The organism is Kineococcus rubinsiae (assembly GCF_011839805.1).
GTDB classification, from domain to species: domain Bacteria; phylum Actinomycetota; class Actinomycetes; order Actinomycetales; family Kineococcaceae; genus Kineococcus; species Kineococcus rubinsiae.
The window spans coordinates 108075-134964 of sequence record NZ_VWPY01000003.1 but is presented as its reverse complement, the minus strand read 5'-3'; the positions used below and the strand labels follow the sequence as shown (position 1 = coordinate 134964).

The following is a 26890-nucleotide window of genomic DNA, read 5'->3' as shown; positions in this document are numbered from 1 at the left end:
CTAGGCCAGGGCCGCCGCGACCAGGAGGGCGGCGGCCAGCACGACGCACGCGACGACGACGGGGACGCTGCGCTCCTTGCCGCCGAGGCGCCCGAGCAGCCCCGCCAGCAGCGAGCGGGCCCGCTCGCGGTGGGCGGCGACGAAGCCCAGGACGACGAGCGAGGGCAGCGAGAGCACGACGACGTAGCCGACGAGCGCGAGGACCGCGGCCGTCGTGGAGAGGTCGGCGCTGACGAGCCGTTCGACGGCGAGCAGGAACGGCAGGGCCGTGGGCAGGTCGCCGAGCGCACCGGCGGCGCCGAGCGCCACGGCGGTGCCCGGGGAGAACCACCGCGGCAGGCCCGGGGCGCGCCCGGGGCGCGTGCGCGCGCGCCGGACGGCGTGCACGAGCAGCAGCACGGCGAGCAGGACGAGCCCGGCGCGGCGGACGGCCAGCAGGCCGCCGGTGACGGCGTCCTGGGCGGCCGCGGCGCCGAGGTACAGGGCGACGCCCACGACGAGGAACACCGCCGCCGCCCCGGCGACGCACGCGATCGCGGAGGCGACCGGGCGTCGGGGGGCGGCGAGCAGCGCGGCGACGGCGACGAGCATCGCCGACGTGTTCAGCGCGTCGAGCAGCGCCAGGCCCGCAAGCGCCAGCGCGAGGCCGGGGCTCACCCGAAGGTGTCGGGGTCCGGCCCGGTGCGCTCGTCGCGGTTCAGGCCGGAGATCGCGGCGACCTGCTCGTCGGTCAGGGTGAAGTCGAAGACGTCGATGTTGCTCTCGATGCGCGAGGGCGTCACCGACTTCGGGATCACGATGTTGCCGAGCTGCACGTGCCAGCGCAGGACGACCTGCGCCGGGTCCTTGCCGAGCTCCTGCGCCACGGACGTGATGACGTCCTCCTTGAGGAGGTCCCCGCCCTTGGCCAGCGGGCTCCACGCCTCGGTGAGGATGCCGTGCTCGGCGTTGAACGCCCGCAGGTCGTCCTGCACGAGGTAGGGGTGCTGCTCGACCTGGTTGACGGAGGGGACGATGCCCGTCTCGTCGAAGAGCTTGCGCAGGTGCGTCTTCTGGAAGTTCGAGACGCCGATGGACCGGATGCGGCCCTCGCGCTGCAGCTCCTCGAGGACCTGCCAGGTCTCGACGTAGTCGTCGGCCAGGCCGGGCCAGTGGATGAGGTACAGGTCGAGGTACTCGAGCTGCAGCTTCGCCATGCTCTCGTCGAAGGCGCGCAGGGCCTTCTCGCGCCCGTGGGCCTCGTTGGCCAGCTTGGTGGTGACGAACACGTCCTCGTGGGCGAGGCCGCTGGCGCGCAGGGCGTCGCCGACGCCGGCCTCGTTGCCGTACCCGGCGGCCGTGTCGATGTGGCGGTAGCCGGCGTTCAGGGCCGTGAGGACGACCTCGGCGGTCTGCTCCTGCGGGACCTGCCAGACCCCCAGGCCGAGCTGCGGGATCTCGACCCCGTCGTTGAGCGGAAGGTTCGGGACGTTCGGCACTGCTCCTCCTCGAGTGGACTGCCGCCAACGTAGGACCGCGTGATCCGGGCCGCCCGGTGGGACGGCCCGGACCGGGGACGGCCTCGCTCAGCCGGCGGCTCCCGCGGCGGCCTGCTGCGCCCGCAGCCGCGGGGGCACGACGGCCTCGCGGGGCGCGCTCGGGCGGAACGCGAGGCGGTCGACGCCGAGGCCGCGCAGGACGGCCTGCTCCACCGGCGAGGAGAGCGAGGCGTCGGCGCGGTCGAAGTCCATCGGCTCCCTCAGCGCCAGCGGCGGGTTGGTGATGAGGCGCTGCGCGCGCAGCACGTTCTGGGACGTGGCGTGCAGCATGAACGGGTGCATGAGCACGACGTCGCCGGCCTTGCCGGTGAGCTCGGCGAAGTCGTGGCACTGGCGGATCAGCGCGGTCTGCTGCAGCTCGTCGGGCAGGACGCCCTCGGGGCGCCCGGCGAGGAAGCGGGCGACCACGCCGACGGAGTCGGTCGCCACGAACGTCCCGCCGCCCTGCGACAGGACGTCGGTCCACAGGACGATGGTCAGCAGGCCCTGCTCGGGGGAGTCCAGGAAGTGGCGGAAGAAGTCGCCGTCCTTGTGCCACCCGTCCACCTCGGCCGACGGCGGGTCGAAGGGGCGGTCGGCGCCGACGCCGAGGTTGGCGATGATGCCGTCGCTCCACTGCCACGGCGTCTGGACGCGGTCCTCACCGCCCAGCAGCTGGCACGCGGCGGCGTAGGCGGCGGGGGCGAACTCCGCGGCGTCCACGTGCTCGACGGAGGGCAGGTGGACGCGGGGGCGGTCCCAGGTGGTGGGGTCGTCGCGGTCGACGCCGAGGCGGTCCCAGGCGCGGTCGGCGATCGGGGCGGCCTGCTCGGCGTCGAAGCAGTGCTCCAGGACGACGAAGCCCTTCTCGAGGAAGTGCTCGACCTGGCTGTCGCTGAGGGGGGCGGTGGTGCTGGTGCTCACGGGTGTCCTCCCGGTGGCGAGTGGTGGGGGAAGGGTCTCAGCCCTTGAAGGCCCCGTCCATGATCCCGGAGACCATCTGCTTGCCGAAGAAGGCGAACAGCACCAGGAGCGGGACGGTGACGAGGAAGGACCCGGCCATCGCGAGGCCGAGGTCGACGGAGATGTTGCTCTGCAGGGCCTTGATGGCGATCTGCGCGGTGTACATGTCGGGGGACTTCAGGACGATGAACGGCCAGAGGAAGTCGTTCCAGGCGTTGACGAACCCGAGCAACCCCAGCACCGCGGCCGCGGGCCGCACCACGGGAAACGCGATCCGGGCGAAGATCTGCCAGGAGTTCGCCCCGTCCATGCGCGCCGCCTGGAGCAGCTCGTCGCTGATGGTGGCGCTGATGTGCTGGCGCATCCAGAAGATGCCGAAGGCGCTGACCAGACCGGGCACGACGAGGGCCTGCAGGGTGTCCACCCAGCCGAGCCGCGACATGATCATGTACTGGGGGATGATGGCCAGCTGGGCCGGCACAGTCATGGTCAGCACGAGGACGAGGAACAGCGCGTCCCGGCCGCGGAACGTCATCTTCGCGAAGGCGTAGCCGGCGAGCGAGCACAGGAACGCCTGACCGACGGCGATCAGCGCCGCCACGACGAAGCTGTTGAACAGCGACCGCAGGAACGGCACGGTCTCGAAGACCAGCTTCAGCAGCCCCAGGAAGTTCCCGCCGGGGATGACCCGCGGCGGCAGCTGGGTGGCCGCCGCCGAGCCGACGGAGGAGACCACGAACATCCAGTAGACGGGGAAGATGCAGGCCAGGGCGGCCAGGGTGAGGAGCAGGTAGGTGTACCAGCGCACCCGGGCGATGCGCGGCTGACGGCGGGGCCGGGACGCGCGCTGGGGCGCTGCGGTGCGGCGGGGCGGGTCGGTGGTGGTGGTCATGTCAGGCCTTCTTCCCCAGACGGCTCGAGAGCAGGAAGTTGATGAACGCCACGACGACGATGATGGCGAAGAGGGCCACCCCGACGGCTGAGCCGTAGCCGAACTTGAACGAGCCGAAGCCCTGCTCGAACAGGAACAGCGAGAGGGTCTGGCACTGGCGGGCCGTGCCGCAGGTGAGCGTGCCGTTGGACAGCAGCAGCGGCTCGGTGAAGATCTGCAGCCCGCCGATGGTGGACATGATGACGGTGAAGACGATGACCGGGCGCAGCGAGGGCAGCGTGATGTTGATGAACTGCTTGACCGGCCCGGCCCCGTCCATCGCGGCCGCCTCGTAGAGGTCGCGCGGGACGGCCTGCAGCGAGGCCAGGTAGAGCAGCGTGTTGTAGCCGAACCAGCGCCAGATGACCATCACCGAGATGAGCAGGTGGCTGCCCAGGGCGGTGGACATGAAGTCGATGTGCCCGATGCCGAGCAGCCCCAGGAACCAGTTCAGGAGGCCGTAGTCGCGGTTGAACAGCTGCGCGAAGACGATCGCTGTCGCCGCCACCGACGTGATGTACGGCAGCAGCATCGCCATCCGGTAGAAGTTCGCCAGCCGCAGGTAGGCGCTGTTGAGCACCTGCGCCAGGATCAGCGCGATGAGCAGCTGGGGGACGGTGGAGATGATCCAGATGCTGAAGGTGTTGCGCAGCGCGTTCCAGAACCGCGGGTCCCCGGCCAGCTGCTGGAAGTTCGCCAGGCCGACGAACGTCTTGTCGCCGATCGGGTTCCAGTCGAAGAGCGAGACGTAGAACGTGAACAGCAGCGGGAAGAGGCCGAAGACCAGGAACAGGACGTAGAAGGGCGCCACGTACCCGTAGGGCGCCACCCGCTCCCAGCGCTTCTCCACCGGCCGGGTGGCCGTGGCCGGCTTGACGCCCCGGAGGCTGCCGGGGGTCAGGGTGGCGCTCATCAGGCGCCGATCGCGGTCTTGATGTTCTTGACGGCGGTGTCCCACGCGGCGGCGGCCGGCGCCCCGTCGCCCTCGACGCCGTTGAGGCCGTTGAGCAGCTCGGTGCTGATCTCGGTGTTGTACTCGCCGTTGACGAAGGGCTTCAGGCCCAGGACGGCCTGGGTGAAGATCTTGCCCGTGGGGGCGTCGCTGAAGAAGGGGTCGGTGTGGTCGACGAGCTCGGGCTTGTCGTAGTTCACCGGGGTGGTGGGCAGGGACCCGGACTCGATGAAGTGCTGCAGCTGCTGCTCGGGGGACTGCATCCTCGAGATGTAGGTCCAGGCCGCCTTCGGGTTCGCCGCCCGCGCCGGGATGGCCAGGTAGCTGCCGCCCCAGTTGCCGCTGCCGCCGGGGATGGTGGCGATGTCCCACTTGCCCTCGGTGTCCGGGGCCGCGGAGCGGATGGAGCCGAGCATCCAGGACGGTGCCGCGACGGCGGCGAAGTCGCCCTTGGCCATGCCGGCGTTCCAGCCGTCGGTGAAGCTCTCCAGCTTGGCGGTGATCCCGGCGGCGATGGCCTTCAGGCCGAGGTCGAAGGACTGCTTGACGATGGGGTTGGTCGCGTAGACCACCTTCCCGTCCGCGGAGTAGTACTGCTCCTCGCCCTGCGAGACCGCCTGCAGGAACACGGTGGTGGCGGCGTTGTCGATGAAGGCCTTGCCGCTCGCCTGGGTGTAGCGCTGGCCGGTGGCGATGAAGTCGTCCCACGTGGGCCACAGCGCGCTGACCTCGTCGCGGTTCGTCGGCAGCCCGGCGGCGGCCATGAGGTCCGTGCGGTAGGCGACGCCCATGCCGCCGACGTCGGTCGGGATGCCGATGATCTCCCCGGACTGCGCGGTGGCCTGCTTCATCACCCAGTCGACGTACTCGCTCTGGACGTCGTCGGCGCCCAGCGTCTTGAGGTCGGTGAAGTTGCCGGGGTTCTTCATGAACTTGGGCAGGTCACCGGCCTGGATGAGCACCAGGTCGGGGACCTTCCCGCCCGCCAGGGCGGTGGTGAGCCCCTGCGCGGTCTCCTGCGCGTTGCCGACCTCGGTGAGCTTCACGTTGACGTCCGGCGCGAGCTTCTTGTACGCCGCGACGTCGTCCTTCTGGTTGATGCCCGTGAAGGACCAGAAGTCGAAGGTGTTCGGGTCGCCGGACCCGGACGAGCCCGACGAGCAGGCGGTGAGGCCCAGGCCGCCGGCGAGCCCGGCGAGGCCGAGGAGGTGGCGGCGGGACAGGGACGACAGCGGGGTGCGGGACGGCGTGTTCACGCGGAGTCCCTCCTTCGGGAGAGTCGAGGGGTGGGGTGGTGGTGCGGGAGAGGTCAGGCGTCGACGGCGAAGCGGACGGTGGCGAAGCTGTGGGCGGGCAGCGTCACCCGCAGCACCCCGTCCTCGACGGAGACGTCGTCGAGGTCGCGCACCTGCACCGCGGTGTCCGTGGCGGTGTTGTGCGCGGTGAGGGACCCGGCGGTGAGCAGCCGGCCGGTGGGGGCGCCCACCGCGGAACCGCGGACGTCGACCTCCACCGTCAGCGGCGCGGTGGCGTCGAGGTTGCTCAGCGAGACCAGGACGTGGCCGTCCCGGACGCTCGCCGAGCCGGAGAACGTCGGCAGGGCGGTGCCGTCGACGTCGTGGACCGGGGCCTCGCCCCGCACCGTGAGCGGCAGCACCGCCGCGCCCTGGTGGCCCTTGTTCATCTCGAACACGTGGTAGCTGGGCGTCAGGACGAGGGCGTCGCCGTCGGTGAGCAGCATGGCCTGCAGCACGTTGACGGTCTGGGCGATGTTGGCCATGACGAGGCGGTCGGCGTGGCGGTGGAAGGCGTCGAAGTGGACGCTCGCCACCAGCGCGTCGCGCAGGGTGTTCTGCTGGAACAGGAAGCCGGGGTTGGTCCCGGGTTCGACGTCGAACCAGGTGCCCCACTCGTCGAGGACGAGGCCGACGAGGCGGTCGGGGTCGTAGGCGTCCATGACGTTGGCGTGCCCGGCGATGATCCGCTCGATCTCGGCCGCCTTGACCATGGTGCGGTAGTACTCGTCGGTGTCGAAGTCGGTCGCCGAGCCCTTGTTCTCCCACGTCGGCCCGACGACGGTGTAGTGGTGGAACGAGATCGCCTGGTAGGTGTTCTTGCCGTGCCCGCTGACCTCGCCGACCCCCAGGTAGCGGCCGAGGTTCTGCATCAGCACCTCGGTCCACGGGTAGTCCGCGTCGGCGGCCCCCGCCGCGATCCGGTAGAGGTGGTTGTCGCCGTGGTCGAGGCTGTAGGTGCCGTACTGGCGGGCCAGCTCCGCGTAGGCGCCCGCGCCCATCCCGCCCCCGCAGCCCCACGGCTCGTTGCCCAGGCCCCAGAACGGGACCCTCCACGGCTCCTCGCGGCCGTGGGAGCGGCGCAGCTGCGCCATGGGCGACTCGTCGGCGCGGGTCAGGTACTCGATCCACTCCGCGGCCTCGCGGACGGTGCCGCTGCCGACGTTGGCCGAGACGTACGGGTCGGTGCCCAGCAGCTCGCACAGGGCCATGAACTCGTGGGTGCCGAAGGAGTTGTCCTCCACGACGTCGCCCCAGTGGGAGTTCACCATCGTGGGGCGCTGCTCGCGCGGGCCGACCCCGTCGCGCCAGTGGTAGGTGTCGGCGAAGCAGCCGCCGGGCCAGCGCAGGTTCGGGATGTCCAGGGCCTTCAGGGCCTCGACCACGTCGAGGCGGATGCCGCCCTCGTTCGGGACGTCGGAGTCCTCCCCCACCCAGAACCCGCCGTAGATGCAGCGGCCGAGGTGCTCGGCGAAGTGCCCGTAGACGTGCTTGCTGATCGTGGCCCCGGGCAGGTCCACGTCGAGGACGGCCCGGACCTGGGGGGAGGTCGGGTCGGTGGGGACGGCCGGCCGGGTGGTGGCCGGTCCGGCCGCTGGGTCGTCGAGCACGCGGTCCTCGCAGGAGATCGGGGTGGTGCGGGCAACCGGCCCGGAGGGTCGAGCAGCGCTGCTCCGCAAGAGGTCTGGTCGTCGCCTCGTGGCCGTCGCGCACCCTCGTCGGTGCGGTCGTGCACGAGTGTGTATCGGTAAACGTGTATCGGTATAGTGGAACTGCCGCACCGACGCTGTCAAGGACCTGACCTCTGCGTGTCCCTGTACCGTGATCCACGGGACGGCGCGCTCACCGCGGTCCGGCACGCGGAGCGGGAGGAGCTCGATGGTCACCATGCGGGACGTGGCCCAGGAGGCCGGCGTCTCGCCGATGACCGTCTCCAACGCGCTCACGGGGCGCCGGCCGGTCAGCGCCCGCACCCGCCAGCTCGTCCTCGAGACCGTCGAGCGCCTCGGCTACCAGGTCAACGTCGCCGCGCGCAGCCTGCGCCAGGGGCGCACGGGGGTCGTCGGCATCGCCGTGCCGACCCTGGACAGCCACTACTACAGCCAGCTCGGGCACCGCCTCGTCCTCGCGTTCTCCCAGGCGGGGCTCGCGACGGTGGTCGAGGAGACGCACGCGAGCCGCGAGGGCGAGCTGGCCGCGTTCCGCGACTCCCGGCTCAACGCCTACGACGGGCTGGTCATCGCGGCCCTGGGCCTGTCCGAGCGGGAGATCAACGCGCTCAGCCGGGAGGTGCCGGTCGTGGTCCTCGGCGAGCAGGAGCTGCACCAGACCGTCGACCACGTGAGCATGCCGAACCTCGAGGGGTCCGAGGCCGCCACCCGGCTGCTGGTGTCCCGCGGCTGCCGCCGCCTCGCGATCGTCGGATCACCCAGCCTGGACGACCTCGCCGACTTCGTCGTGCCGGAGGGCGCGGCGTTCACCCTGCGCGCCGAGGGGTTCCTGCGGGCCGTGCGGGAGGGCGGGGTCAGCGCCACCGCGACCCACGCCGGGGTGACCCAGGCCGCCGGGGTGCGCTGCGCGGAGAACCTGCTGGCGCTGGACGAGCTGCCGGACGGCATCTTCTGCGTCACCGACACCCTGGCCTTCGGCGTCGTGCGCGGTCTGGCCGACCACGGCGTCCGGGTGCCCGACGACGTCCTCGTCATCGGCTTCGACGACGTCGAGGACGCCCGCTACCGCGTCCCGTCGCTGTCCTCGGTCGCCCCGGACCTCGACCACCTCGTCGACGAGGCGGTCCAGCTGCTGCAGCGCCGCATCGCCGACCCGTCGGCCGCGCCGCGCGACGTCACGGTGGGCTTCACGGTGGTCGAGCGCGAGTCGACGACCCGGCGGGGCCGGTAGCCCCGGCCCCACCGTCGCCGCGTCGTCAGGCGGGCGGCGCGTAGAACTGCAGGTCGTTGCCCTCGCTGTCCTTGAACGGCGCGATGCGACCCCACTCGTGGTCGCTGATCTCGCCGGTGAACTCGACCCCCGCCTCGCGCAGCCGGGACACCTCGTCGTCGATGCTCCCGTCGGGCTGGAACGAGATCACGGCGCCGCCGTCGGCGTGGCGGGCCGTGCCCTCGCGCGCGTTGAGGCCGATCATCAGCCCGTTCGCCGTGACCTCGCTCCACACGGGCGACGTCGACGCCACCTCCAGGCCCAGGGTCTGCCCGTAGAAGCGGACCGCGCGGTCCATGTCGTCCACCGGGACCCACACGCTCGCCACACCACTCGCCATGTCGTCCTCCAGGACGTCTGCGGTCGCCGTGTTCGGACCCCCGCGGCCCGGCGACCGGGGGCTCCGCGGAGTGCGGCCCACGCTGACGCACTCCCGGCGAGGCCGCACGTCGGGGCTCCGGACCCGTTGCCCAACAGGCCGCTCGGGGACCGGGCGGCTCAGAGCCCGAGACGGTCGGCGAGCGCCTCGATCGTGGCGTCGGCGAACGCGTCGGCCGGGTCGAAGGTGTTCGCGAGCTGACCGAACAGCTCGCTGCTGACCAGGCCCAGCAGCGCCGTCCAGCACTGCGCCGCCGCCACGACGAGGCGGGGCGGCACCGCGCCCGCCCCGGCCGCCGCGATCCGCGAGGCCCCCTCGGCGAGGCGGGGTTCCAGGCGGGCGACGGGGGCCGGGTCCTCCAGGCCGTCCAGCACCGCGAGGAGCGCCAGCGGGGCCCGCGCGCCGGCCGCGGTCGTCCGCTCGTCGCCGCGGTAGCCGGGGACGGGGGAACCGTGGACGAGGGCGTACTCGTGGGGGTGCTCGACGGCCCACGCGCGCAGCGCCCGGCACCCGCCCGTGAAGCGCGCCCGCCGGGACCGCCCGCGCCGGGGGGCGGCGGCGGCCTCCACCGCGTCGGCGAGGTCGCCGTAGGCCTCGACGATCAGCGCCGTCAGGAGCTCGTCGCGCGTGGCGAAGTAGCGGTAGAGCGCCGAGGAGGCCAGGCCCAGCTCGCGGGCGACCGCGCGCACCGACAGCGCCGCCGCCCCGGACTCGGCGAGCTGGCGGCGGGCGGCCTCGAGGATGTCGGCGGTGAGCTCGCGGCGCGCGCGCTCGCGGGCGGTGGGGACGGCAGGCACGAGGCCATCCTCCCACATGCGGGATCGGTGCTCACGGACGAGAGCGGTGCTCTTGCGCAGTGGGGGCGAGGGGTGCATCCTGAGGACATGACGAGATCAGTGCTCTCCGACAAGACCACCGCTCACGGCAGCGCGGCGCCCCGCTACCTGGCCCCCGACGTCCTGACCCGGCGGGTGCTCAACCCGCTCGTGGCGGTCTCGACGCGCCTCGGCCTGCCGCTGGCCGGCTCCCGCGTCCTCGCGGTCCGCGGCCGCACCAGCGGCGAGTGGCGCACGACGCCCGTGAACCCCCTGACGATCGACGGGACGCGCTACCTCGTGGCCCCCCGCGGCCACACGCAGTGGGTGCGCAACCTCCGGGCCGCGGGCACCGGCGAGCTGCGCGCCGGCCGGCGGTCGGAGGCCTTCACCGCGGTGGAGGTCCCCGACGCCGACAAGCCGGCCCTGCTGCGGGAGTACCTGCGCCGCTGGGCGTGGGAGGTCGGCATGTTCTTCGACGGCGTCGACGCCTCCGCGACCGACGCGGAACTGCTGGCCGCGGCGCCGAAGCACCCCGTCTTCCGGATCACCTCCGCCGAGCGCGTGCACCGCTGACCGCTCCGGGTCGGCGTCACAGCGCCCCGGCGAGACCGACGAGGGCCCGGTGGGGAGCTCCGGCGTCGCCCGCAGTCATCGGTCGCAGGCCGGGCGGCCTACCGTGGCGGGCATGTCGACTCGCAGCACGCAGGTCCAGCTCGTCGCCCGCCCCCACGGCTGGCCCACCCACGACGACTTCCGCACCGTCGAGGTGGACCTCCCCGACCTCGCGCCCGGTCAGGTCCGCGTGGCCAACGAGTTCCTCTCCGTCGACCCGTACATGCGCGGCCGGATGAACGAGGGACGCAGCTACGTCCCGCCCTTCGCGCTGGGCGAGACCATGACCGGCGGGGCCGTGGGCCGCGTCGTGGAGTCCGCCGCGGACAGCGTCGCCGTGGGCGCGCTCGTGTCCCACATGCAGGGCTGGCGCACCGTCGCCCAAGGCGACGCCGGCGAGTTCCGCGTCGTCCCCGACCTGCCCGGTGTCCCCTCCTCCGCCCACCTCGGCATCCTCGGGATGACGGCGCTCACGGCCTACGTCGGGCTGCTCGACATCGCCGGGATGAAGCCGGGCGACACCGTCTTCATCTCCGGGGCGGCCGGGGCCGTCGGCACCGCCGCGGGCCAGATCGCGCGGCTCAAGGGCGCCGCCCGCGTCGTCGGCTCGGCGGGGTCGTCCGAGAAGGTCGCGCTGCTGACCGGGAAGTACGGCTACGACGCGGCGTTCAACTACAAGGACGGCCCCGTGCGCGAGCAGCTGCCGACGGTGGCGCCCGACGGCATCGACGTCTACTTCGACAACGTGGGCGGCGACCACCTCGAGGCCGCGCTCGACGCGTTCAAGGACGGCGGCCGTGCCGCGCTGTGCGGGGCCATCTCGGCCTACAACTCCACCGAGCGCACCCCCGGGCCCGACAACCTCACGAACATGGTCACGCGCGGCCTCACGCTGCGCGGGTTCACGGTGGGCGGCTGGTTCCACCGGCTGCCCGACTTCGTGGCCGACATGACCGGCTGGCTCACCAGCGGCCAGGTCGTCTTCGACGAGACCGTGGTGGACGGCATCGACCACGCCGTCGACGGGTTCCTCGACCTCATGCGCGGCGGGAACACCGGCAAGATGGTCGTCCGGGTCGCGCAGGGCTGATCCCCGGGCGGCCGGCTGGCCGCCCCGCAACGGTCGTGACACGGTTGCCGGGAGCCCGCGGCCCGCGGGCTCCCGGACGAGGGGTGCCGTACCCGGTCGACGACAAGACGGCCCGTGGAGGCCGTCGTGCCGTGGTTGTTCCTCGTCATCTCCGGTGTGCTGGAGGCGGTGTGGGCCACCGCGCTGGACCGCTCCGAGGGCTTCAGCCGGAAGCTGCCGACCGCGGTGTTCGTCGTGGGGGTCGTCGCGAGCATGGTCGGGCTGTCCCACGCCCTGCGCTACCTCCCCGTCGGCACCGCCTACGCGGTGTGGGTCGGCATCGGCGCCGTCGTGACGGTCGCCTACGCCATGGTGACCGGGGCGGAGTCCGCGTCCGTCCTCAAGCTCGTCTTCCTGGCGATGATCATCGGCGGGGTCGTGGGGTTGAAGATCACCTCGTGAACCGGTGGAGCCCCCGCCCGGCGCCCGTGGGCGCCGGGTGGGGTGCTGAACGGCTCGCTCAGTGCCACTGGTCGGTGCGGCGCACCGCGACGGGCTCGACGACCCGGACGCGGACCACCACGCCGACACCGCTCGGCCGCTCGGCGGGCAGGTCGACCTCGAGCGCGTCGCCCGTGCGGCGCGAGGTCGTCTCTCCCGCACCGAGGACCGTGACGTCCGCGATCTCCAGCGGCAGCAGACCGGAGGCCCGCCCGAACGCGCGGATGCGGGCGGTGCCGTCCTCCGGCCACGCGAGCACGGTCGCGTAGACGTAGGAACCGGTGGTGTTCGAGCGCGCCGTGAAGCGGACGTCGCGGGAGCCGTACTCGCGGGCGGTCGCGTCCACGAAGGACCCGGCGGCGAACTCCGTCGGCCCCTCCGACGGGATCGTCCACGGCCGCGTGCCGTAGACGGCCTCGCCGTTGACGTCGAGCCAGTCCCCGATACCGTGCAGCAGCTCGACCTCGGCCGCGGGGATGGTGCCGTCGGCCTTCGGGCCGATGTTCAGCAGCAGCACGCCGTTCTTGGCGACCACGTCGACCAGCTCGCCGACGAGCTCCGCGACGCCCTTGTACTCGTGGCCCTCGACGAAGCTCCACGACGTGCGCGAGACCGACGTGTCGTTCTGCCACACCTGCGGGTGGATCCCGGGCATGGCCCCGCGCTCGATGTCGTAGACGGCGCTGCCGGGCGCGAACGCCTCCCACTTGTAGTTGATGACGACCTCGCGGCCCCACCGCGCGGCCTCGTTGTAGTAGTAGGCGGCGAGCAGCCGCAGGTACGGCTCGAACGCCGGCTGCTCGATCCACCAGTCGAACCACAGCACCTGCGGGCGGTAGCCGTCGATGATCTCGACCGTGCGCAGCAGCCAGTCCTCGAGGTGCTGCTGGTTCGGGGCCGTCTCCTCGCGCATCGCGGGGCCGTACAGGTCGGCGAACGCCGGGTCCCGCACGTCGGAGTCGAAGAGGTTCCCACCGTTCATGAACCACCAGTGCTCCGCGCGGTGCGAGGAGGCGCCCAGCACCATGTGCTGGTCGCGCACCGCGGCGCCGAGGTCCCCCAGCACGTCGCGGCCCGGCCCCATCGCGGACGACTTCCACCGCGAGCGGGCGGTGTCGTACATCGCGAACCCGTCGTGGTGCTCGGCGACCGGCACGACGAACTGCGCCCCGGCCCGCCGGAACGTCGCGGCCCACTGCTGCGGGTCGAAGTGCTCGGCCGTGAACTGCGGCACGAAGTCCTTGTAGCCGAACCCGGTCTGCGGGCCGTAGGTCGCGACGTGGTGGTCGAACTCCGGCGTGCCCTGCTTGTACATGTTCCTCGCGTACCACTCGTTGCCGAACGCCGGCACCGAGTAGACGCCCCAGTGGATGAAGATGCCGAACTTGGCGTCGGCGTACCAGCGCGGGGACTCGTAGGTCTGCAGCGACGGCCACTCCGGCTGGAAGGGCCCGGCGGTCGCGACGGCCCGGATCCGGGCGAGCTCCGCGTCGTCGGCGGAGACGGCCGCGCTCACCGCAGGTCCAGGGCGACGACGACCGGGCCGGGCACCTTCGCGGCGGGCACGTCGACGACGATGCCGTCGCCCTCGGCGCGGGCGGGCACCGGCGTGCCGTCGAGCAGGCGGGCGGAAGCGACGTCGAGCCGGGCCGGGTCGGCCGCGAGTGCCACCTCGCCGGCCGCGTCCACCACGGCGTGCGCGGTGTCGCCCGCGCGCGTCCAGCGCACCCAGGGCTCCTCGCCCGCCGAGGCGAGCGCCGCGTCCAGCACCGTGGTGCCGTGCACCGCGGCCGCGTGCAGCTCCATCCAGTCCGCGACGCCCTCCAGGCACTGCCGCTGCAGCTCCGGGATCCGCCCGCGGCTGTCGGGGCCGACGTTCAGCAGGAAGTTCCCGCCGCGCGAGACGACGTCCAGCAGGTGGCGGACCGCGGCCGGGCCGTCCATGTAGTGCGAGGCGTCCTCGACCTGGTTGTAGCCGAACGAGTAGCCGACGCCGCGGCAGTTCTCCCAGGCGCTGTCGTCCTCGTTGTCGCGGCCCTGCTGGTACTCGCTCGTGCGGAAGTCCCAGTGGGTGGCCCCGAACCGGTCGTTGACCACGCCCTCGGGGTTCGCGGCGTAGAAGCGGTCCAGCACGTGCTCGAAGCTGCGGGGGCCCGCGGGCTTGCCCGCGTCGGGCCACTCGATGTCGCCCCACAGGACGTCGGGGGCGTAGCGCTCGACGAGGTCGTCCAAGTGTGCGTTGGCGTAGTCGGTGTACGCCTCGTCCACGGGACGCCGGGCCGAGAAGTCCATGTCGTCCAGCGCGGGGAAGTCGCTCACGTGCCAGTCGAGCCCGCCGGAGTAGTAGACGCCGAAGCGCAGGCCGGCCGCGCGCGCGGCGGTCGCGAACTCCCCCACCAGGTCGCGGCGAGGGCCGCGGGCCACGGTGTTGCGGCCGTCGGTGCCGGGGGCGTCCCACAGGGTGATGCCGTCGTGGTGCTTGGTCGTCGGGACGACGTAGCGCGCACCGGCCCGCCGGAAGAGGTCCAGGACGGCGTCGGCGTCGAAGTCCTCGGCCGTCCACCGGTCGAGGAAGTCGTCGTACGGCGCGCCGCCGTGCACGTCCTGCTGGTGCTGCTGGGCGGGGCTGCCGTCGATGCGGATGGTGTTGGCGTACCACTCGGCGTAGGGGTTGTGGGCGAACCACGTCTTGGCGTCGATCGTCCCCAGCTCGCCGATGGGTTCCGCCCACGCGGGCACGGAGTAGGCGCCCCAGTGGACGAAGATGCCGAACTTGGCGTCGCGGTACCAGGCCGGGACCTCCCGCTCGAAGCGGCGGTAGTTCTCGGGCCGGACGTGCTCGGAGTGGGCCACGCGGATGTCCTCCGTCGGAGTCGGGCGGGCGCCCGCGGAGCTCCCCGGGTGCCCGAGGTCCGGGGTCACGCCTCGTCGCCGCCCCGGGACCTCGTCGTCGCAGTCACGGTCACAGACGTCTGACGTCTTGTCAACGGGGAACCGCGGGCACCCGTCGACGCCCGCCGCGGGGGCCGCCATGATGGGCGCGTGGACCTCGGCCCCTTCATCGACCTCATGCCCAAGTGCGAGCTGCACGTGCACCTCGAGGGCACCCTCGAGCCCGAGCTCAAGCTCGAGCTGGCGCAGCGCAACGGCGTGGACATCGGCCAGACGACGGTCGAGGAGGTCCGCGCCACCTACGTCTTCGACTCCCTGGCCTCCTTCCTGGCCGTCTACTACCCGGCGATGGACGTGCTGGTGACCGAGGAGGACTTCCACGACCTCGCGCTCGCCTACCTGCGCAAGGCCGCGTCCCAGGACGTGCGCCACGCGGAGGTGTTCTTCGACCCGCAGGTCCACGTCGGCCGCGGGGTGCCGTTCGAGACGGTCGTGCGCGGCTACCACCGCGCGACCGTCGAGGCGGAGGCCGAGCTGGGCATCACGTCCGCGCTGATCCTCTGCATCGTCCGCGACCTGCCGGTCGAGAGCGCGGCCGAGACGATCCGCGCGGCGCTGCCCTTCAAGGACCTCATCGTCGGGGTGGGGCTCGACTCCGACGAGCGCGGGAACCCGCCCGCGAAGTTCACCGAGGTCTTCGCCACCGCCCGCGAGGCGGGGTTCCACCTGACGATGCACTGCGACGTCGACCAGGAGGACAGCGTCGAGCACCTCCGGCAGGCGCTGGAGGACCTGGGCACCGAGCGCCTCGACCACGGCACGAACGTGGTCGAGGACGCCCGGCTGCTGGCCCTGGTGCGCGAGCGCGGCATCGGGCTGACCTGCTGCCCGGTGTCGAACTCCTTCGTCACCGACGACTCGAAGGCGCCCGTGATCGCGATGCTGCTGCGCACGGGCGTGAAGGTGACCGTGAACTCCGACGACCCGGCCTACTTCGGCGGCTACGTCAACGAGAACGCCCGCGCCCTGGCGGAGGCGGCCGACCTCACGCCCGACGAGCTCATCCAGCTCCAGCGCAACGCCTTCGAGATCGCCTGGATCAGCGACGAGCGGCGCGAGGAGCTCCTCGCCGAGCTCGACGCCTACGCCGTGCTCTCGGTGCCGCCCACCGGCTGAGCCGGGGCGGGGTCGCCGCGTCCGGGAGGCTCAGGCGGCCGCGCGCGCGAGCCCGAGGTGCACGGGGTCGCCCGCCAGCGCGGACTTCACGAAGCGGCTCGTGTCGTCGGCGAGCACCTCGGTGGCGTCGTCGAGGATCCCCTGGACGGCCGCGCGGGCGACGTCGCGCGGGTCGTTCTTCGGGGCGTCCACGTGCGCCGTCATGTCGGTGTCGGTGTAGCCGAGGTGCAACCCGGTGACGAGCGTCCCGGCCGGTGCGAGCGCCGCCCGCAGGCCGTTGGTGACCGACCAAGCGGCCGCCTTCGAGGCGCTGTAGCCGTTGCCCGCGCTCCCCCACGACAGCGCCGAGTGCACGTTGAGCAGCGCGCCTCCCCCGGCCGCGGCGAGGACCGGCGCGAAGGCGCGCGACACCGCGAGCAGGCCCAGCACGTTGACCTCGAACTCGTCGCGGACGTCGGCGAAGTCCCCCGTCAGCAGGTCGGTGGAGCGGTCGACCCCGGCGTTGTTCACGACGATCGAGACGTCGCCGAGGCGCTGCGCCAGCGCGGCGACCTGCGCCGCGTCGGTCACCTCCAGCTCGACGGGCCTGAGCCGCGGGTCGTCGCTCGGGACCGGTCGGCGGGCGGTGACGTGGACGGTCGTGGCCCCCGCGTCGAGGAGGGCGGCGGCCAGGGCGCGGCCGAGACCGCGCTGCCCACCGGTGACGAGAGCGGTGCGTCCGGAGATGTTCACAGGGGGGATCCTTCGGGGACGAGGCCGAGCGCTTCGGCCGGAGCGGTGCGCGGGGTGCGCAGGAGGAGGAGCGGCAGGGCGGCCGCCAGCACGAGGACGACGACGGCCACGAGGAGCCCGTCGCCCACGGCGGCGGAGAAGGCGGCGGTGGGGTCGCCGGCGCCCGAGCGCAGCCGGTCGGCGTAGCCGCGGGTGACGACCGTGCCGAGCACGCTGCCGCCCAGGGCGGCACCGACCTGGCGCACGGTCGTGAGGGTGGCGCCGGCCATGCCGGTGCGGGCGGCGTCCAGGCCGGCGAGCGCCGCCGCGGTCGTGGGGGCGATGAGCAGCCCGAGGCCGACGCCGACGAGCAGGTACCCCGGCCAGGTGAGGGCGAAGGACGTCTGCGGGCCGGTGGCGCGGGCGAGCAGCGCCCCGGCCGCGGTCAGCAGGAGGCCGGTGACGAGGGTTGGGCGGACCCCGGCGCGCCGCACGACGCGCGCCGCGAGGGCGCTGACGACGACGTAGGGGCCCATCAGCCCGAGCAGCCGCCACCCGGAGCCGAGGCCCGTGACGCCGTGCACGCGCTGCAGGTCGAGGACGAGGACGAGCGCGACGCCCGTGAAGGCGAACAGCGCGACCGCGGCGACGACCAGCGCCGTCGTGAAGCGGCGCGAGCGGAAGAGGGCGAGGTCCACCACGGGGTGGCTGCTGCGGCGCTCGATCGCGACGAAGGCGAGCAGGGCGAGGACGGCGAGGGCGCCTGCGGCCACCGGGACCGCGCCGGTGAGGCCGTCGGAGCCCACCTCGACGACCCCGACCACCAGGGCCGAGACCGCGACGAACGCCGCCAGCGTGCCGGGGACGTCGAGGACGCGGCCGGGGACGCGGGTGTCGGGCAGGACCAGGGGCGCGGCGGCGAGGACCACGACCGCGACCACCACGTCGACGAGGAACACCGCGTGCCACCCGGAGGAGGCGAGCAGGAGGCCCGCCGAGAGCGGACCGACGGCGAGGCCGATGCCCGAGCAGGCCGCCCAGACGCCCACCGCGCTGGCCCGCCGGGCCGGGTCGCCGAAGGTGCCGGCGACCAGCGCCAGGCTGTTCGGCACGACGAGCGCGGCGCCGGCCCCCATGACCACCTCGCCGGTGACGACCGCACCGGCGGAGCCCGCGGTCGCGGTGACGACGGCCCCGGCGGCGAGCACGAGGCTGCCCGCCTGGAACACCCGGCGGCGCCCGAGGACGTCGCCGAGGGTGCCGGCCGAGAGCACGAGCGCGGCGAGGGCGAGCGGGTAGGCGCTGCTGACCCAGACGAGCTGGACGCTGCTGAGCCCCAGGTCCGCCTGGATCGCGGACAGCGAGGAGACGGTGGCGGTGATGGTCAGGAAGCTCATCGTCATGCCGAGGCACGCGACGGCGACGCCCCACCACGAGCGCCGGTCCCGCCGAACATGACGACCGTCATAATCCATGGGGAGGTTGTAGCATGACACTCGTCATGACGTCGAACCCCGAAGCACCCGGCCCCCGCGACCGCATGGTCGACAGCGCGCGCGCGCTCATCCAGGAGCGCGGCGTCTCCGGCGTCGGCCTGCGCGACGTGGTCGCCCACGCCCAGGCCCCGCGCGGCTCGCTGCAGCACTACTTCCCCGGCGGCAAGACGCAGCTCGTCGCCGAGGCCCTGGCGCGCGCCGACGTCGTCGCGCGCGCCGTGGTGGGCGCCGCCGCTGCTGACGGCACCGGCGCGGCCGCGATGCTGAGCGCGGTCGTCGCCCGCTGGCGAGCGGCCCTCACCGACGGCGACTACGCCCGCGGGTGCCCGTTCGCCGCGACCGTCGTGGACGTCGCCGCCGGCAACGAGGCGCTGCGCGAGGCGGCCGCGACCGGCCTGGCGGACTGGCGGAGCGACGCGGCCGCGGTGCTGCGCCGCGACGGCTTCCCCGCCGAGCGCGCCGCGTCGCTGGCCTCGCTGCTCCAGGCCGCCGTGCAGGGTGCGCTCCTCCAGGCGCGCGCGCAGCGCTCGACGGCACCGCTGGACGCCGTCGAGCGCGAGCTCCTGCCCCTGCTGGCGCCGCCCGCGGTGGCACGCTGAGGGGATGACGCAGGGCCCGGGGGACGTGGCCGGTGGGGACGTGGCCGGCGGGGACGTGGCCGGTGGGGACCCGCTGCTCTATGCCGGCAGCGCGGCCCACTACGCGGTCGGCCGGGTCCCCTACCCCCCGGAGCTCGCGGGCGTGGTCGCGCGGACGCTGGGGCTGGACGGCACGGGCGTCCTGCTCGACGTCGGCTGCGGCCCGGGGTCGCTGACGCTGCCGCTCGCACCCCTCGTGGCGCAGGCCGTGGGCATCGACGCGGACGCGGACATGCTCGCCGAGGCGGCCCGGCAGGCGGACCGCCAGGGGGTGGGCGACGTCTCCTGGCGGCGGCTGCGCGCCGAGGACCTCCCGGCGGACCTCCCGGCCCCCCGGCTGGTGACCTTCGCCCAGTCCTTCCACTGGATGGACCGCCCACGGGTGGCCGCGGCGGTGCGGTCGATGCTCATCGCCGGCGGGGCCCTGCTGCACGTGGGCGCCGTCACGCACGAGGGCCTCGACGGCCCCGACGACCTGCCCCACCCCCGGCCCCCGCGGCGGGCGGTCGAGGCGCTGGTCGAGGCGCACCTCGGCCCGCGGCAGACCCCCGCGCAGCGCGTGCTGGCCGGGCGGACGGCAGGCGACGAGGACGACGTCCTCCGTGCCGCCGGGTTCTCCGGGCCGGAGCGCGTCGAGCTGCCCGGCCGCGTCGTCGAGCGCACGGTCGAGGAGGTCGCCGCGTCGGTGTACTCGCTCTCCAGCTCGACCCCGCACCTCTTCGGCGACCGGCTGCCCGCCTTCGACCGCGACCTGCGGGCGCTGCTGGCCGCGGCGAGCGACGACGGGCGCTTCAGCGAGTCGATGCGGCCCGTCGCCCTCAGCTCCTGGCGCTGAGGGACGGGTCGTCAGCCCTCCGCGGCCGGCTCCTCGTCGTCGGTGAAGAACACCCGGACGGACGCCGCGATCGCCGGGCCGAGGCCCGCGGGCGCGGTCCACGGCTCGTCGGCCGACAGGACCCCGCCCGCGGTGAGGCGGCTCACGAGGTCGAGGGCGGCCGACATCGCCTCCGGCTGGTCGGGCCCGACCGTCGCCTGCAGCTCCCCGGTCGACATCGGCCGCCCCAGCACGGCAGAGGCGAGCGCCGAGAGGCCACCGACCATGCCGGCCTCGACCGTCGCGCCGGTGACCTGCTCCACGATCCAGCCGACGAGGACGGCGCGGTCGGCGGCACGCCGGGCCTCAGGCGCGAGGTCCTCCTCGGCGGTGGCCGCGGCCACGACGGGGACGGCCGCGAGCGCCGCGAGCTCCTCCTCCAGCGTGACGCCGGAGACCGCCACGGCCAGGGCGTCGAGGACGTCGCCGCCGAGCTCGCCGGGGGCGTCGGCCGCGACGACGTCGAGGCAGTCCGCGAGCTCCTCGTCCTCCCCGCGCCAGCTGCCCGACTCGCCGAGGAACTCCAGGTAGGACGCCCACGAGGACGCGACCTCCTCGCGGAGCTCGGGCAGGTCCAGGTCGTTGGCCTCGGCGACCGCGGGCAGGACCTCCCCCAGGAGGCCCTGCAGCTCCGCGGCCGTGAAGTACGTGGCCGAGGACGGAGCGACGTCCTCGCCCTGCGAGAGCAGGAGCCAACCGAGGGACTCCATGAGCCGGGCCTCGACGTCGCCCGGGGACATCCAGTCGTCCGGAGCCTCGATCCCGTCCACCTCGGTGCCGGCCACCGCGACTGCGTCCGCCTCAGGCGCGTCCGCCCCGACCGCGTCCGCCTCGGCCTCCAGGAAGGCCCGGAACGGCACCTGCAGGTCGCCGATCGCGCGCCCGCCCGTGCGCAGCGGGGAGCGGACGACCGGCGTGCGGACGGGGCGCGACGACGTGCGGGAGGACTTCTTCTTCGGCACGGCTCGGGCACCTCGGGACGTCGGGGACGGGCGGCCGACCCTACCCAGCGGGTCCCGGTCGCGGCGCCCCGGCGCGGGGCGGGGCGCGGGGCGGGGCACGGGGCCGGGCTGCTGTCGGTGGCGTCGTCCACCATGGCGCCATGGTCCTGCGCACCACCTCCGCGACCGGACCGGCGTCCGCCCCGCCCGCCGGTCCCGCGGTGGTGCACGCGGTCCTCTCCCCGGCGCACGGCGTGGTCTGGTGGCTGGAGCGGCACTCGCGCTGGGAGCTCGGCGCCGGGCTCGCCGCCCACCCGGGGGCCCTGCCGGCGGCCGAGCGGCGCGCGCTGGCCCGGTCCCTGCCGGACGCGTCGCTGCGCGCGGCGCTGACCGGCCCGGCGCGGACCGTGCGGGTCCTCATGCCGGTGCGCGACGGCGTGCCGGTCCGCAGCCCCGAGGCCGTCGGCCGGGTCCCGCAGCAGCGCCGCCCCGCGGGGTCGACCGCCCTAGAGGTCGTGGCGCTGCCCGTGGCGGCCCCCGACGTCGCGACGAGCCTGGCCGCGCTGCGCTGCGTCGCCGAGGGTCCCGCCCTCCTCGTGGGGCGCGAGGTCCGGCACCTCGCGGCCCTCGTGCGCGACGTCGAGCGGCTCGTCGAGGCGGGGCGCGTGGTGCCCGAGGCGGTCTCCGAGCCCGGCACCGACGTGGTGCGGGCGACGTGGCGCCTCGCCCCCGACGAGGACGTCCGCGCGTGGATCGCCGCCCACGCCGCCGCCCTGCCCCCGGCTCTGTCCACGGCCCTGCGCACGGGGTCCAGGGGGGCCACGGCGGGCACGGCCGAGGAGGTCCTGGCCGGGCTGCTCGACGCGGTCGTGCCCGTGCTGGTGCGCGAGCGGGCCGCCGGGGACGCGCGCGTCGAGCCCGTCCTGACCGACGCCCACCCGCTGCTGACCGCCCTGGTGCGGGGCACGGCCCTGGGCGTCGACGCCTCGCGTTGGGCGCGGCTGCGCGCCGACCTGGCCACCTGGGTCGCCTCGCACCGCCGGCGGCGGGTCGAGGTGGTGCTGCGCCTGCAGGAGCCGCGGTGGTCCGACGACGAGGTGGCGGCCGGAGACGACGCGGCCTGGCCCGTGGACGTCCTGGTCCGCCTCGACGGCGCGGTGCCCGAGCCCCTCGCCGGGCTCACGGGGGACCGCGAGGCCGTCGCGGCCCTGCGCGACGGGCTGCGGCGGGCGCTGACCGTCCTGCCGTCGCTGCGCGCGGCCCGGCGCGACGCCGTCGACGAGGGCCGGCTCTGGGTCACGACGACGACCGCGCTCGGGCTGGTCGAGCACGGCGCCGACCTGCTGCGCGAGGCGGACGTCACCCTGCTGCTCCCGCGCGACTGGACGCGCGTCGCCCCCTCCCTGCGCCTCGACGTGCAGGGCTCGCGCGACGCCGGCGGGGAGCGCCCGCTGGGGTTCGCGGCCCTGGTGTCGTGGGACTGGTCGGTGGCGCTCGGCGGGGACGTCCTGACCGAGGACGAGCTCGGCGTGCTCGCCGACGCGGCCTCGCCCCTGGTGTGGCTGCGCGGGGAGTGGGTGCGCCTGCAGCCGGGCAGCCTCGCCGCCGCCCGGCGGTTCGTGCGGCGCGCGCGGCAGCGCCGCGACGACGCCCCCGCCTCGCTCGCCGGGCTCGTCGCCGAGCTCGCGGGCGCCGATGCCCTGCCGGTGCCGCTGTCCGCCGTGACGGCCCGCGGCTGGGTGGACGGGCTGCTGCGCGGCACGGAGGCCGAGGTCGTCCAGGTCCCCGTCCCCGCTGCGCTGCAGGGGGTCCTGCGGCCCTACCAGCACCGCGGGCTGTCGTGGCTGGCGTTCCTGGACCGCCTGGGCCTCGGCTCGGTGCTGGCCGACGACATGGGGCTGGGCAAGACGGTGCAGGTGCTGGCGCTGCTGCTGCACGAGCGCGACGACGCGCCCTCCCCCGGGCCGACGCTGCTGGTCTGCCCGATGTCGCTGGTGGGCAACTGGTCGCGGGAGGCGGCGCGCTTCGCCCCGACCCTGCGCGTGCGGGTGCACCACGGGGCGTCGCGGGCGCGCGGCGAGGCGGTCGCGGCCTACGCGGACGCCGACGTCGTCGTGACGACCTACGGCGTGCTGGCCTCCGACGTCGACGAGCTCGCGGGCGTGGCCTGGCACCGGCTCGTCCTCGACGAGGCGCACCAGGTGAAGAACACCGCGACCCGGCAGGCCCGCGCGGTGCGCCGCGTCCCGGCGGCCCGGCGCATCGCCCTGACGGGAACTCCCGTGGAGAACCGCCTGGAGGAGCTGCGCGGCGTCCTGGACGCCGTGAACCCGGGCATGCTCGGCTCGGCCGCGGCGTTCCGCGACCGCTTCGCCCGGCCCATCGAGCTGCGGGCGGACGCGGCCGCCGCCTCCCGGCTGCGGGCGGTGACCCGGCCCTTCGTCCTGCGCCGGGTGAAGACCGACAAGGCGGTCATCGCCGACCTGCCCGAGAAGATCGAGATGGTCGTGCCCGTGTCCCTGACGCGCGAGCAGGCGGCGCTGTACCGCTCGACGGTCGACGCGCTGCTGACCGGGCTCGACGACCTGTCCCCGATGCAGCGCAAGGGGTCCGTGCTGCGCACGCTCACCCAGCTGAAGCAGGTGTGCAACCACCCCGCGCACTTCCTCGGCGACGGGTCGCCGCTGCTGCGCGGCGGCCGGCACCGCTCCGGCAAGCTCGCGGCCGTCGACGACCTCGTCGAGTCCCTGCTCGCGGAGGGCGACCGGGCCCTGCTGTTCACGCAGTTCGCGGAGTTCGGCCGGATGCTCGCGCCGCACCTGCAGGAGCGGTTCGGGGTCGAGGTGCCGTTCCTTCACGGCGGGACCACCCGCACCCAGCGCGACGGCATCGTCCGGCGGTTCCAGTCCGACGACGGGCCGCCCCTGCTGCTGCTCTCGCTCAAGGCGGGCGGCACGGGGCTGAACCTCACGCGGGCCAACCACGTCCTGCACGTCGACCGGTGGTGGAACCCCGCCGTGGAGGACCAGGCGACCGACCGCGCGTTCCGCATCGGCCAGGACCGCACGGTGCAGGTCCGCAAGCTCGTCACGGCCGGCACGGTCGAGGAGCGCATCGACGCCGTCATCGCGGGCAAGTCCGCGCTGGCCGACCTCGTCGTCGGGCCGGGCGAGGGCTGGCTGACCGAGCTCGGCACCGAGGCGCTGCGGGAGCTGCTGGTGCTGTCGCAGGAGGCCGTCGATGCGTGAAGGCCTGGGGCACCTCGCCGACGCGCGCGCCGCGACGTCGGGCGAGGAGCTCGCGCGGCTCGTCGAGGACCTCGCCGACCCGGGCCGCCACGACCGGGGGCTCGTCCTGCTCGAGGAGGGGGCCGTCGGCCGGATCGACGTGGCCCGCGGCCGCTTCACGGCGACCGTGCACGGCGCGAGCGGCCTCCAGCACGACGTGCAGGTCCACGTCCGCGCCCTGCCCCGCGACGAGGCGGCGCGGCTGTTCCGGCTGCTGCTGGACGACCCGCGGCTGCTCGCAGCGCTGCTCGCGGGCACCGCCGACCTGGCCGCCCAGGCGGGCCGCGGGGCCCGCACACCCCCGCCGCGGCCGACGGGGCTCACCGAGGACGACGTCGAGTTCGTCTGCAGCTGCCCGGACCCGGACCCGCTGTGCAAGCACGCCGTCGCCCTGGCCCTCGCGGTCGCGGACCTGGCCGACGACGCCCCGGCGACGTGGCTGCGGGCCAGAGGTGTTCCGCTGGAGGGGCTCTCGCGCGGCGGCCGCGCGCTCGTCGTGGTGCCCGAGCTCCCGGCCGCGCCCGAGGAGGACCCGGCGGCCGACTTCTGGGACGGCCCGGGCGGGGCTCCCGTGCTGCCCCCGGGCCTGTGGCACCGCCCCGCGACCGCCGTCCGGGACCCGGACCTGCTGGCCGGGGTGTTCCGCCCGCTGCTGCGCGCGGAGGACCCGCGGCGCGAGCGGGAGCGGGTGGCGCAGGCCGTCGCGGGCCTCGCCGCGGTCTACGCGGCGCTCGCCGGCGCGGCGGCGCAGGAGACGCCCGCGATCGGCCCGCCCGACGTCCCCTCACCGACCGGTACCTCCGCGACCGACACCTCTCCGACTGACCCGGCCCCGGCCGCGCCGGGGCTCAGCGCGACGACGCCGGCCGGTCGGGGACCCGCAGCCAGAGCGCTCCCGCCGGCGGCAGCCACACGTCCCCGTCGCCGCCCCACGGCACCCCGGCCCCGGTGAGCGCGTCCTCGGCCTCCGCCAGGCCGAGCTCGCGGACGCGGTGCCCGGGCCACGCACGCCACTCACCGGTCACGTTGTAGAGGCACAGCAGGTCGCCCACGGGGTGGCGCCGCAGCACGGCCAGGACGCCGGGGTCGCTCACCTCGAGGACCTCCGCCGCGACCGAGGCGTGCAGGTGGGGCAGGCCGGCGCGCACGCGCACGAGGTGCCGCAGCCCGGCGAGGACCCGGCCCGGCACGGTGGCCGGGTCGGCGGCCGCGGCGAGCTCGGCGTCGTCCAGCCACGGGCGGTGCACCCAGCGGTTGTCGGCCTCGTGCCCCTCCTCCCCGGCCCAGCCCGGGTCGCCGGACTGCCCGAGCTCGTCGCCCATCCACAGCACGGGGATCCCGCCCCAGGCCAGGACGACGGCGTGCGCCATCAGCACCCGCGCGACCGCCGCGTCGACCCCGGCGTCGTCACCGGCCTCGCGCGCCGCCGTGAGGCCCGTCAGGTCGGCCGCGGTCCCGCTGATCCGCCGGTCGCGCGTCGCGGGGTTCTCCTGGAACACCAGCCCGCGCGCGGATGACCCGGGGAACTCCCCGCTGTACCAGTCGGACAGGAACGAGCGGTGCCAGAACCCGGACAGGCCCACCGCCTCGGCGTCGGCGTCGGAGATCGCCCAGCCGATGTCGTCGTGGCAGCGGACGTAGGTGATCCACGCGGTGGACGTCGGCACGGCGGGCAGCGCCCGCAGCGCGTGGGTGGCCAGCCGGACGTCGCGCGCCGCGAGCATCGACCAGACCTGCACCATGAGGGTGTTGTGGTAGGCGAGGTCGCTGACCCGGCCGTGGTGGCGGCCGCGGCCCAGGTAGTGCACGAGGTCGGCGGGCGCCACGATCGCCTCGGCCTTCAGGAGCACTGCGGGGCAGGCGATCCGGGTCAGGGCGCGCAGCACCTGGGTCAGCGAGTGCACCTCGGGCTCGTTCTGGCAGGTGGTGCCCAGCCGCTTCCAGAGGAACGCGATCGCGTCCAGGCGCAGCACGTCGACGCCGAGGTTCGCGAGGAACAGCACGATGTCGGCGTACTCGACCAGGACGTCGGGGTTCGACCAGTCGACGTCCCACTGGAACGCGTTGAACGTCGTCCAGACCCAGCCGTCCAGCTCGTCGTCCCAGGTGAAGTTCCCCGGCGCGAAGTCCGGGAACACCTCGGGCAGGGTGCGCTCGTAGGCGTCGGGGACGCTCCGGTCGGGGTGGATCCGGAAGTAGCGGCGGTGGTGCTCGTCCCCGCGCCGGGCGGCCTGGGCCCACGCGTGCTCGCGCGCGACGTGGTTCAGCACGAGGTCCAGGACGAGGCTGACGCCCCGGCCCCGCAGGGCCCGGGCGAGGTCGCGCAGGTCCTCGACGGTGCCGAGGTCGGAGCGCACCGCGCGGTAGTCGGCCACCGCGTAGCCACCGTCGCTGTCGCCCGAGCGCGGCTGCAGGACCGGCATGAGGTGCAGGTAGGTGACGCCGAGGTCGGCGAGGTGGCCCAGCCGGTCGTGCACGCCCGCGAGGGTCCCGGCGAACCGCTCGGTGTAGGCCGCGTAGCCCAGCATCGTGGGTTCCTGGAACCAGTCCGGGCGCAGGGTGCGCTCCTGGTCGAGGCGGTGCAGGTCCTCCTCGCGCTCGGCGTAGGCGGCGGCCGCGGACGCGAGCAGCCGCTGCGCGAGCCCGTCGACGACCTCGGCCGGGTAGACGTCGGCCAGGCCGTCGCGCAGGTCGGGCCACCACCGCTGCACGCGCAGGTCGAAGAGCTCGCGGCGCTCGGCGGAGAGGCCCGCCAGCACGTCGTCCGGGACGGGCGGGCCGGCGGGTGCGGCGGGGCGAGCGGGCACGGCGTCCTCCTGGGCGGGCGGGGAGGGCCACTGTCCCAAGCCCTCCCCGCCCCCGGCCAGCAGGCCGCGCCGGGCGCCGGTTCGCGACCTC

The 26890-nt window shown here is 74.5% G+C and carries 24 protein-coding genes and 1 riboswitch; of the genes, 9 read left to right on the top strand and 15 right to left on the bottom strand.

What is annotated here, in order from left to right:
• From F1544_RS03630 to F1544_RS03600, 7 genes are all read right to left on the bottom strand, one after another.
• The gene (locus F1544_RS03630; RefSeq protein ID WP_167582183.1) at positions 1-657 is read right to left on the bottom strand and encodes a GAP family protein; all 657 of its coding nucleotides are present in this window, start codon (positions 655-657) and stop codon (positions 1-3) included.
• Positions 654-1478, bottom strand: coding sequence for an aldo/keto reductase (locus tag F1544_RS03625; protein WP_167582181.1), 825 nt, complete (start codon positions 1476-1478; stop codon positions 654-656). The genes F1544_RS03630 and F1544_RS03625 overlap by 4 nt, the downstream gene beginning before the upstream one ends.
• Before the next feature lie 87 nt (positions 1479-1565).
• Positions 1566-2441: a phytanoyl-CoA dioxygenase family protein gene (locus F1544_RS03620; RefSeq protein WP_167582179.1), complete on the bottom strand. Its 876-nt coding sequence runs from the start codon at positions 2439-2441 to the stop codon at positions 1566-1568.
• 37 nt (positions 2442-2478) lie between these two features.
• Positions 2479-3372: a carbohydrate ABC transporter permease gene (locus F1544_RS03615; protein WP_167582177.1), complete on the bottom strand. Its 894-nt coding sequence runs from the start codon at positions 3370-3372 to the stop codon at positions 2479-2481.
• A gap of 1 nt (position 3373) precedes the next feature.
• On the bottom strand, positions 3374-4324 hold the full coding sequence (locus F1544_RS03610) for a carbohydrate ABC transporter permease (protein WP_167582175.1): 951 nt from the start codon (positions 4322-4324) through the stop codon (positions 3374-3376).
• Positions 4324-5619 carry an ABC transporter substrate-binding protein gene (locus F1544_RS03605; protein ID WP_167582173.1) on the bottom strand — a complete coding sequence of 432 codons (1296 nt, stop codon included), beginning with the start codon at positions 5617-5619 and terminating at the stop codon, positions 4324-4326. Before F1544_RS03605 ends, F1544_RS03610 begins: the two co-directional genes overlap by 1 nt.
• Before the next feature lie 53 nt (positions 5620-5672).
• Positions 5673-7178, bottom strand: coding sequence for an alpha-N-arabinofuranosidase (locus F1544_RS03600; RefSeq protein ID WP_373368053.1), 1506 nt, complete (start codon positions 7176-7178; stop codon positions 5673-5675).
• Between the two features lie 358 nt (positions 7179-7536).
• On the opposite strand from F1544_RS03600, the gene F1544_RS03595 reads away from it, so the two are divergent.
• Positions 7537-8559 carry a LacI family DNA-binding transcriptional regulator gene (locus F1544_RS03595; protein WP_167582169.1) on the top strand — a complete coding sequence of 341 codons (1023 nt, stop codon included), beginning with the start codon at positions 7537-7539 and terminating at the stop codon, positions 8557-8559.
• A gap of 25 nt (positions 8560-8584) precedes the next feature.
• Here F1544_RS03595 and F1544_RS03590 read toward each other — a convergent pair whose 3' ends face one another.
• Positions 8585-8938, bottom strand: coding sequence for a VOC family protein (locus tag F1544_RS03590; protein ID WP_167582167.1), 354 nt, complete (start codon positions 8936-8938; stop codon positions 8585-8587).
• A gap of 158 nt (positions 8939-9096) precedes the next feature.
• Positions 9097-9774, bottom strand: a complete 678-nt coding sequence (locus tag F1544_RS03585) for a TetR/AcrR family transcriptional regulator (RefSeq protein WP_208971232.1) — start codon at positions 9772-9774, stop codon at positions 9097-9099.
• 87 nt (positions 9775-9861) lie between these two features.
• Here F1544_RS03585 and F1544_RS03580 point away from each other — a divergent pair, with 87 nt between their 5' ends.
• The 3 genes from F1544_RS03580 (at position 9862) to F1544_RS03570 (ending at position 11938) form a co-directional block, all read left to right on the top strand.
• A complete protein-coding gene (locus F1544_RS03580) occupies positions 9862-10368 on the top strand; it encodes a nitroreductase family deazaflavin-dependent oxidoreductase (RefSeq protein WP_167582163.1) in 507 nt (168 codons plus the stop codon).
• A 112-nt stretch (positions 10369-10480) separates the two neighbouring features.
• Complete coding sequence (locus tag F1544_RS03575; RefSeq protein WP_167582161.1) at positions 10481-11497, top strand: NADP-dependent oxidoreductase; 1017 nt, start codon at positions 10481-10483, stop codon at positions 11495-11497.
• Between the two features lie 49 nt (positions 11498-11546).
• Positions 11547-11613, top strand: a riboswitch (guanidine-III (ykkC-III) riboswitch).
• Between the two features lie 10 nt (positions 11614-11623).
• A complete protein-coding gene (locus F1544_RS03570) occupies positions 11624-11938 on the top strand; it encodes a DMT family transporter (protein ID WP_167582285.1) in 315 nt (104 codons plus the stop codon).
• 58 nt (positions 11939-11996) lie between these two features.
• Here F1544_RS03570 and F1544_RS03565 read toward each other — a convergent pair whose 3' ends face one another.
• Together F1544_RS03565 and F1544_RS23910 are read right to left on the bottom strand one after the other, a co-directional pair.
• On the bottom strand, positions 11997-13493 hold the full coding sequence (locus F1544_RS03565) for an alpha-L-fucosidase (RefSeq protein WP_167582159.1): 1497 nt from the start codon (positions 13491-13493) through the stop codon (positions 11997-11999).
• Positions 13490-14836, bottom strand: a complete 1347-nt coding sequence (locus tag F1544_RS23910) for an alpha-L-fucosidase (RefSeq protein ID WP_373368052.1) — start codon at positions 14834-14836, stop codon at positions 13490-13492. The genes F1544_RS03565 and F1544_RS23910 overlap by 4 nt, the downstream gene beginning before the upstream one ends.
• A 210-nt stretch (positions 14837-15046) precedes the next feature.
• Here F1544_RS23910 and add point away from each other — a divergent pair, with 210 nt between their 5' ends.
• The gene (add, locus tag F1544_RS03555) at positions 15047-16045 is read left to right on the top strand and encodes an adenosine deaminase (protein WP_167582283.1); all 999 of its coding nucleotides are present in this window, start codon (positions 15047-15049) and stop codon (positions 16043-16045) included.
• Between the two features lie 30 nt (positions 16046-16075).
• Here the strand turns inward: add and F1544_RS03550 are convergent, their stop codons facing one another.
• Together F1544_RS03550 and F1544_RS03545 are read right to left on the bottom strand one after the other, a co-directional pair.
• Positions 16076-16777, bottom strand: coding sequence for an SDR family oxidoreductase (locus F1544_RS03550; RefSeq protein ID WP_167582155.1), 702 nt, complete (start codon positions 16775-16777; stop codon positions 16076-16078).
• Complete coding sequence (locus tag F1544_RS03545; RefSeq protein ID WP_167582153.1) at positions 16774-18231, bottom strand: MFS transporter; 1458 nt, start codon at positions 18229-18231, stop codon at positions 16774-16776. Before F1544_RS03545 ends, F1544_RS03550 begins: the two co-directional genes overlap by 4 nt.
• A 14-nt stretch (positions 18232-18245) precedes the next feature.
• Here F1544_RS03545 and F1544_RS03540 point away from each other — a divergent pair, with 14 nt between their 5' ends.
• Together F1544_RS03540 and F1544_RS03535 are read left to right on the top strand one after the other, a co-directional pair.
• Positions 18246-18851, top strand: coding sequence for an LmrA/YxaF family transcription factor (locus F1544_RS03540; RefSeq protein WP_244307804.1), 606 nt, complete (start codon positions 18246-18248; stop codon positions 18849-18851).
• Positions 18852-18855: 4 nt separating this feature from the next.
• Entirely contained in the window at positions 18856-19725 is an 870-nt protein-coding gene (locus F1544_RS03535; protein WP_167582152.1) for a class I SAM-dependent methyltransferase, read from the top strand.
• A gap of 11 nt (positions 19726-19736) precedes the next feature.
• Here F1544_RS03535 and F1544_RS03530 read toward each other — a convergent pair whose 3' ends face one another.
• Complete coding sequence (locus F1544_RS03530; RefSeq protein WP_167582150.1) at positions 19737-20726, bottom strand: hypothetical protein; 990 nt, start codon at positions 20724-20726, stop codon at positions 19737-19739.
• A gap of 140 nt (positions 20727-20866) precedes the next feature.
• Between F1544_RS03530 and F1544_RS03525 the strand changes: the two genes are divergently transcribed.
• Both F1544_RS03525 and F1544_RS03520 read left to right on the top strand, forming a co-directional pair.
• A complete protein-coding gene (locus tag F1544_RS03525; RefSeq protein ID WP_167582148.1) occupies positions 20867-23953 on the top strand; it encodes an SNF2-related protein in 3087 nt (1028 codons plus the stop codon).
• Positions 23946-24944 carry a hypothetical protein gene (locus tag F1544_RS03520; RefSeq protein WP_167582146.1) on the top strand — a complete coding sequence of 333 codons (999 nt, stop codon included), beginning with the start codon at positions 23946-23948 and terminating at the stop codon, positions 24942-24944. The genes F1544_RS03525 and F1544_RS03520 overlap by 8 nt, the downstream gene beginning before the upstream one ends.
• Here F1544_RS03520 and F1544_RS03515 read toward each other — a convergent pair.
• Positions 24841-26799, bottom strand: coding sequence for an amylosucrase (locus F1544_RS03515; RefSeq protein ID WP_167582144.1), 1959 nt, complete (start codon positions 26797-26799; stop codon positions 24841-24843). The two genes, F1544_RS03520 and F1544_RS03515, sit on opposite strands and share 104 nt — an antisense overlap.
• Positions 26800-26890 lie beyond the last annotated feature (91 nt).

What these genes read in the sequence shown, in the direction of transcription:
- F1544_RS03615 (WP_167582177.1), bottom strand. Translation starts at nt 3,372, where the DNA reads ATGACCACCACCACCGACCCGCCCCGCCGCACCGCAGCGCCCCAGCGC.
- F1544_RS03610 (WP_167582175.1), bottom strand. Translation starts at nt 4,324, where the DNA reads ATGAGCGCCACCCTGACCCCCGGCAGCCTCCGGGGCGTCAAGCCGGCC.
- F1544_RS03595 (WP_167582169.1), top strand. Translation starts at nt 7,537, where the DNA reads ATGGTCACCATGCGGGACGTGGCCCAGGAGGCCGGCGTCTCGCCGATG.
- F1544_RS03590 (WP_167582167.1), bottom strand. Translation starts at nt 8,938, where the DNA reads ATGGCGAGTGGTGTGGCGAGCGTGTGGGTCCCGGTGGACGACATGGAC.
- F1544_RS03580 (WP_167582163.1), top strand. Translation starts at nt 9,862, where the DNA reads ATGACGAGATCAGTGCTCTCCGACAAGACCACCGCTCACGGCAGCGCG.
- F1544_RS03575 (WP_167582161.1), top strand. Translation starts at nt 10,481, where the DNA reads ATGTCGACTCGCAGCACGCAGGTCCAGCTCGTCGCCCGCCCCCACGGC.
- add (WP_167582283.1), top strand. Translation starts at nt 15,047, where the DNA reads ATGCCCAAGTGCGAGCTGCACGTGCACCTCGAGGGCACCCTCGAGCCC.
- F1544_RS03545 (WP_167582153.1), bottom strand. Translation starts at nt 18,231, where the DNA reads ATGGATTATGACGGTCGTCATGTTCGGCGGGACCGGCGCTCGTGGTGG.
- F1544_RS03540 (WP_244307804.1), top strand. Translation starts at nt 18,246, where the DNA reads ATGACACTCGTCATGACGTCGAACCCCGAAGCACCCGGCCCCCGCGAC.
- F1544_RS03535 (WP_167582152.1), top strand. Translation starts at nt 18,856, where the DNA reads ATGACGCAGGGCCCGGGGGACGTGGCCGGTGGGGACGTGGCCGGCGGG.
- F1544_RS03525 (WP_167582148.1), top strand. Translation starts at nt 20,867, where the DNA reads ATGGTCCTGCGCACCACCTCCGCGACCGGACCGGCGTCCGCCCCGCCC.
- F1544_RS03520 (WP_167582146.1), top strand. Translation starts at nt 23,946, where the DNA reads ATGCGTGAAGGCCTGGGGCACCTCGCCGACGCGCGCGCCGCGACGTCG.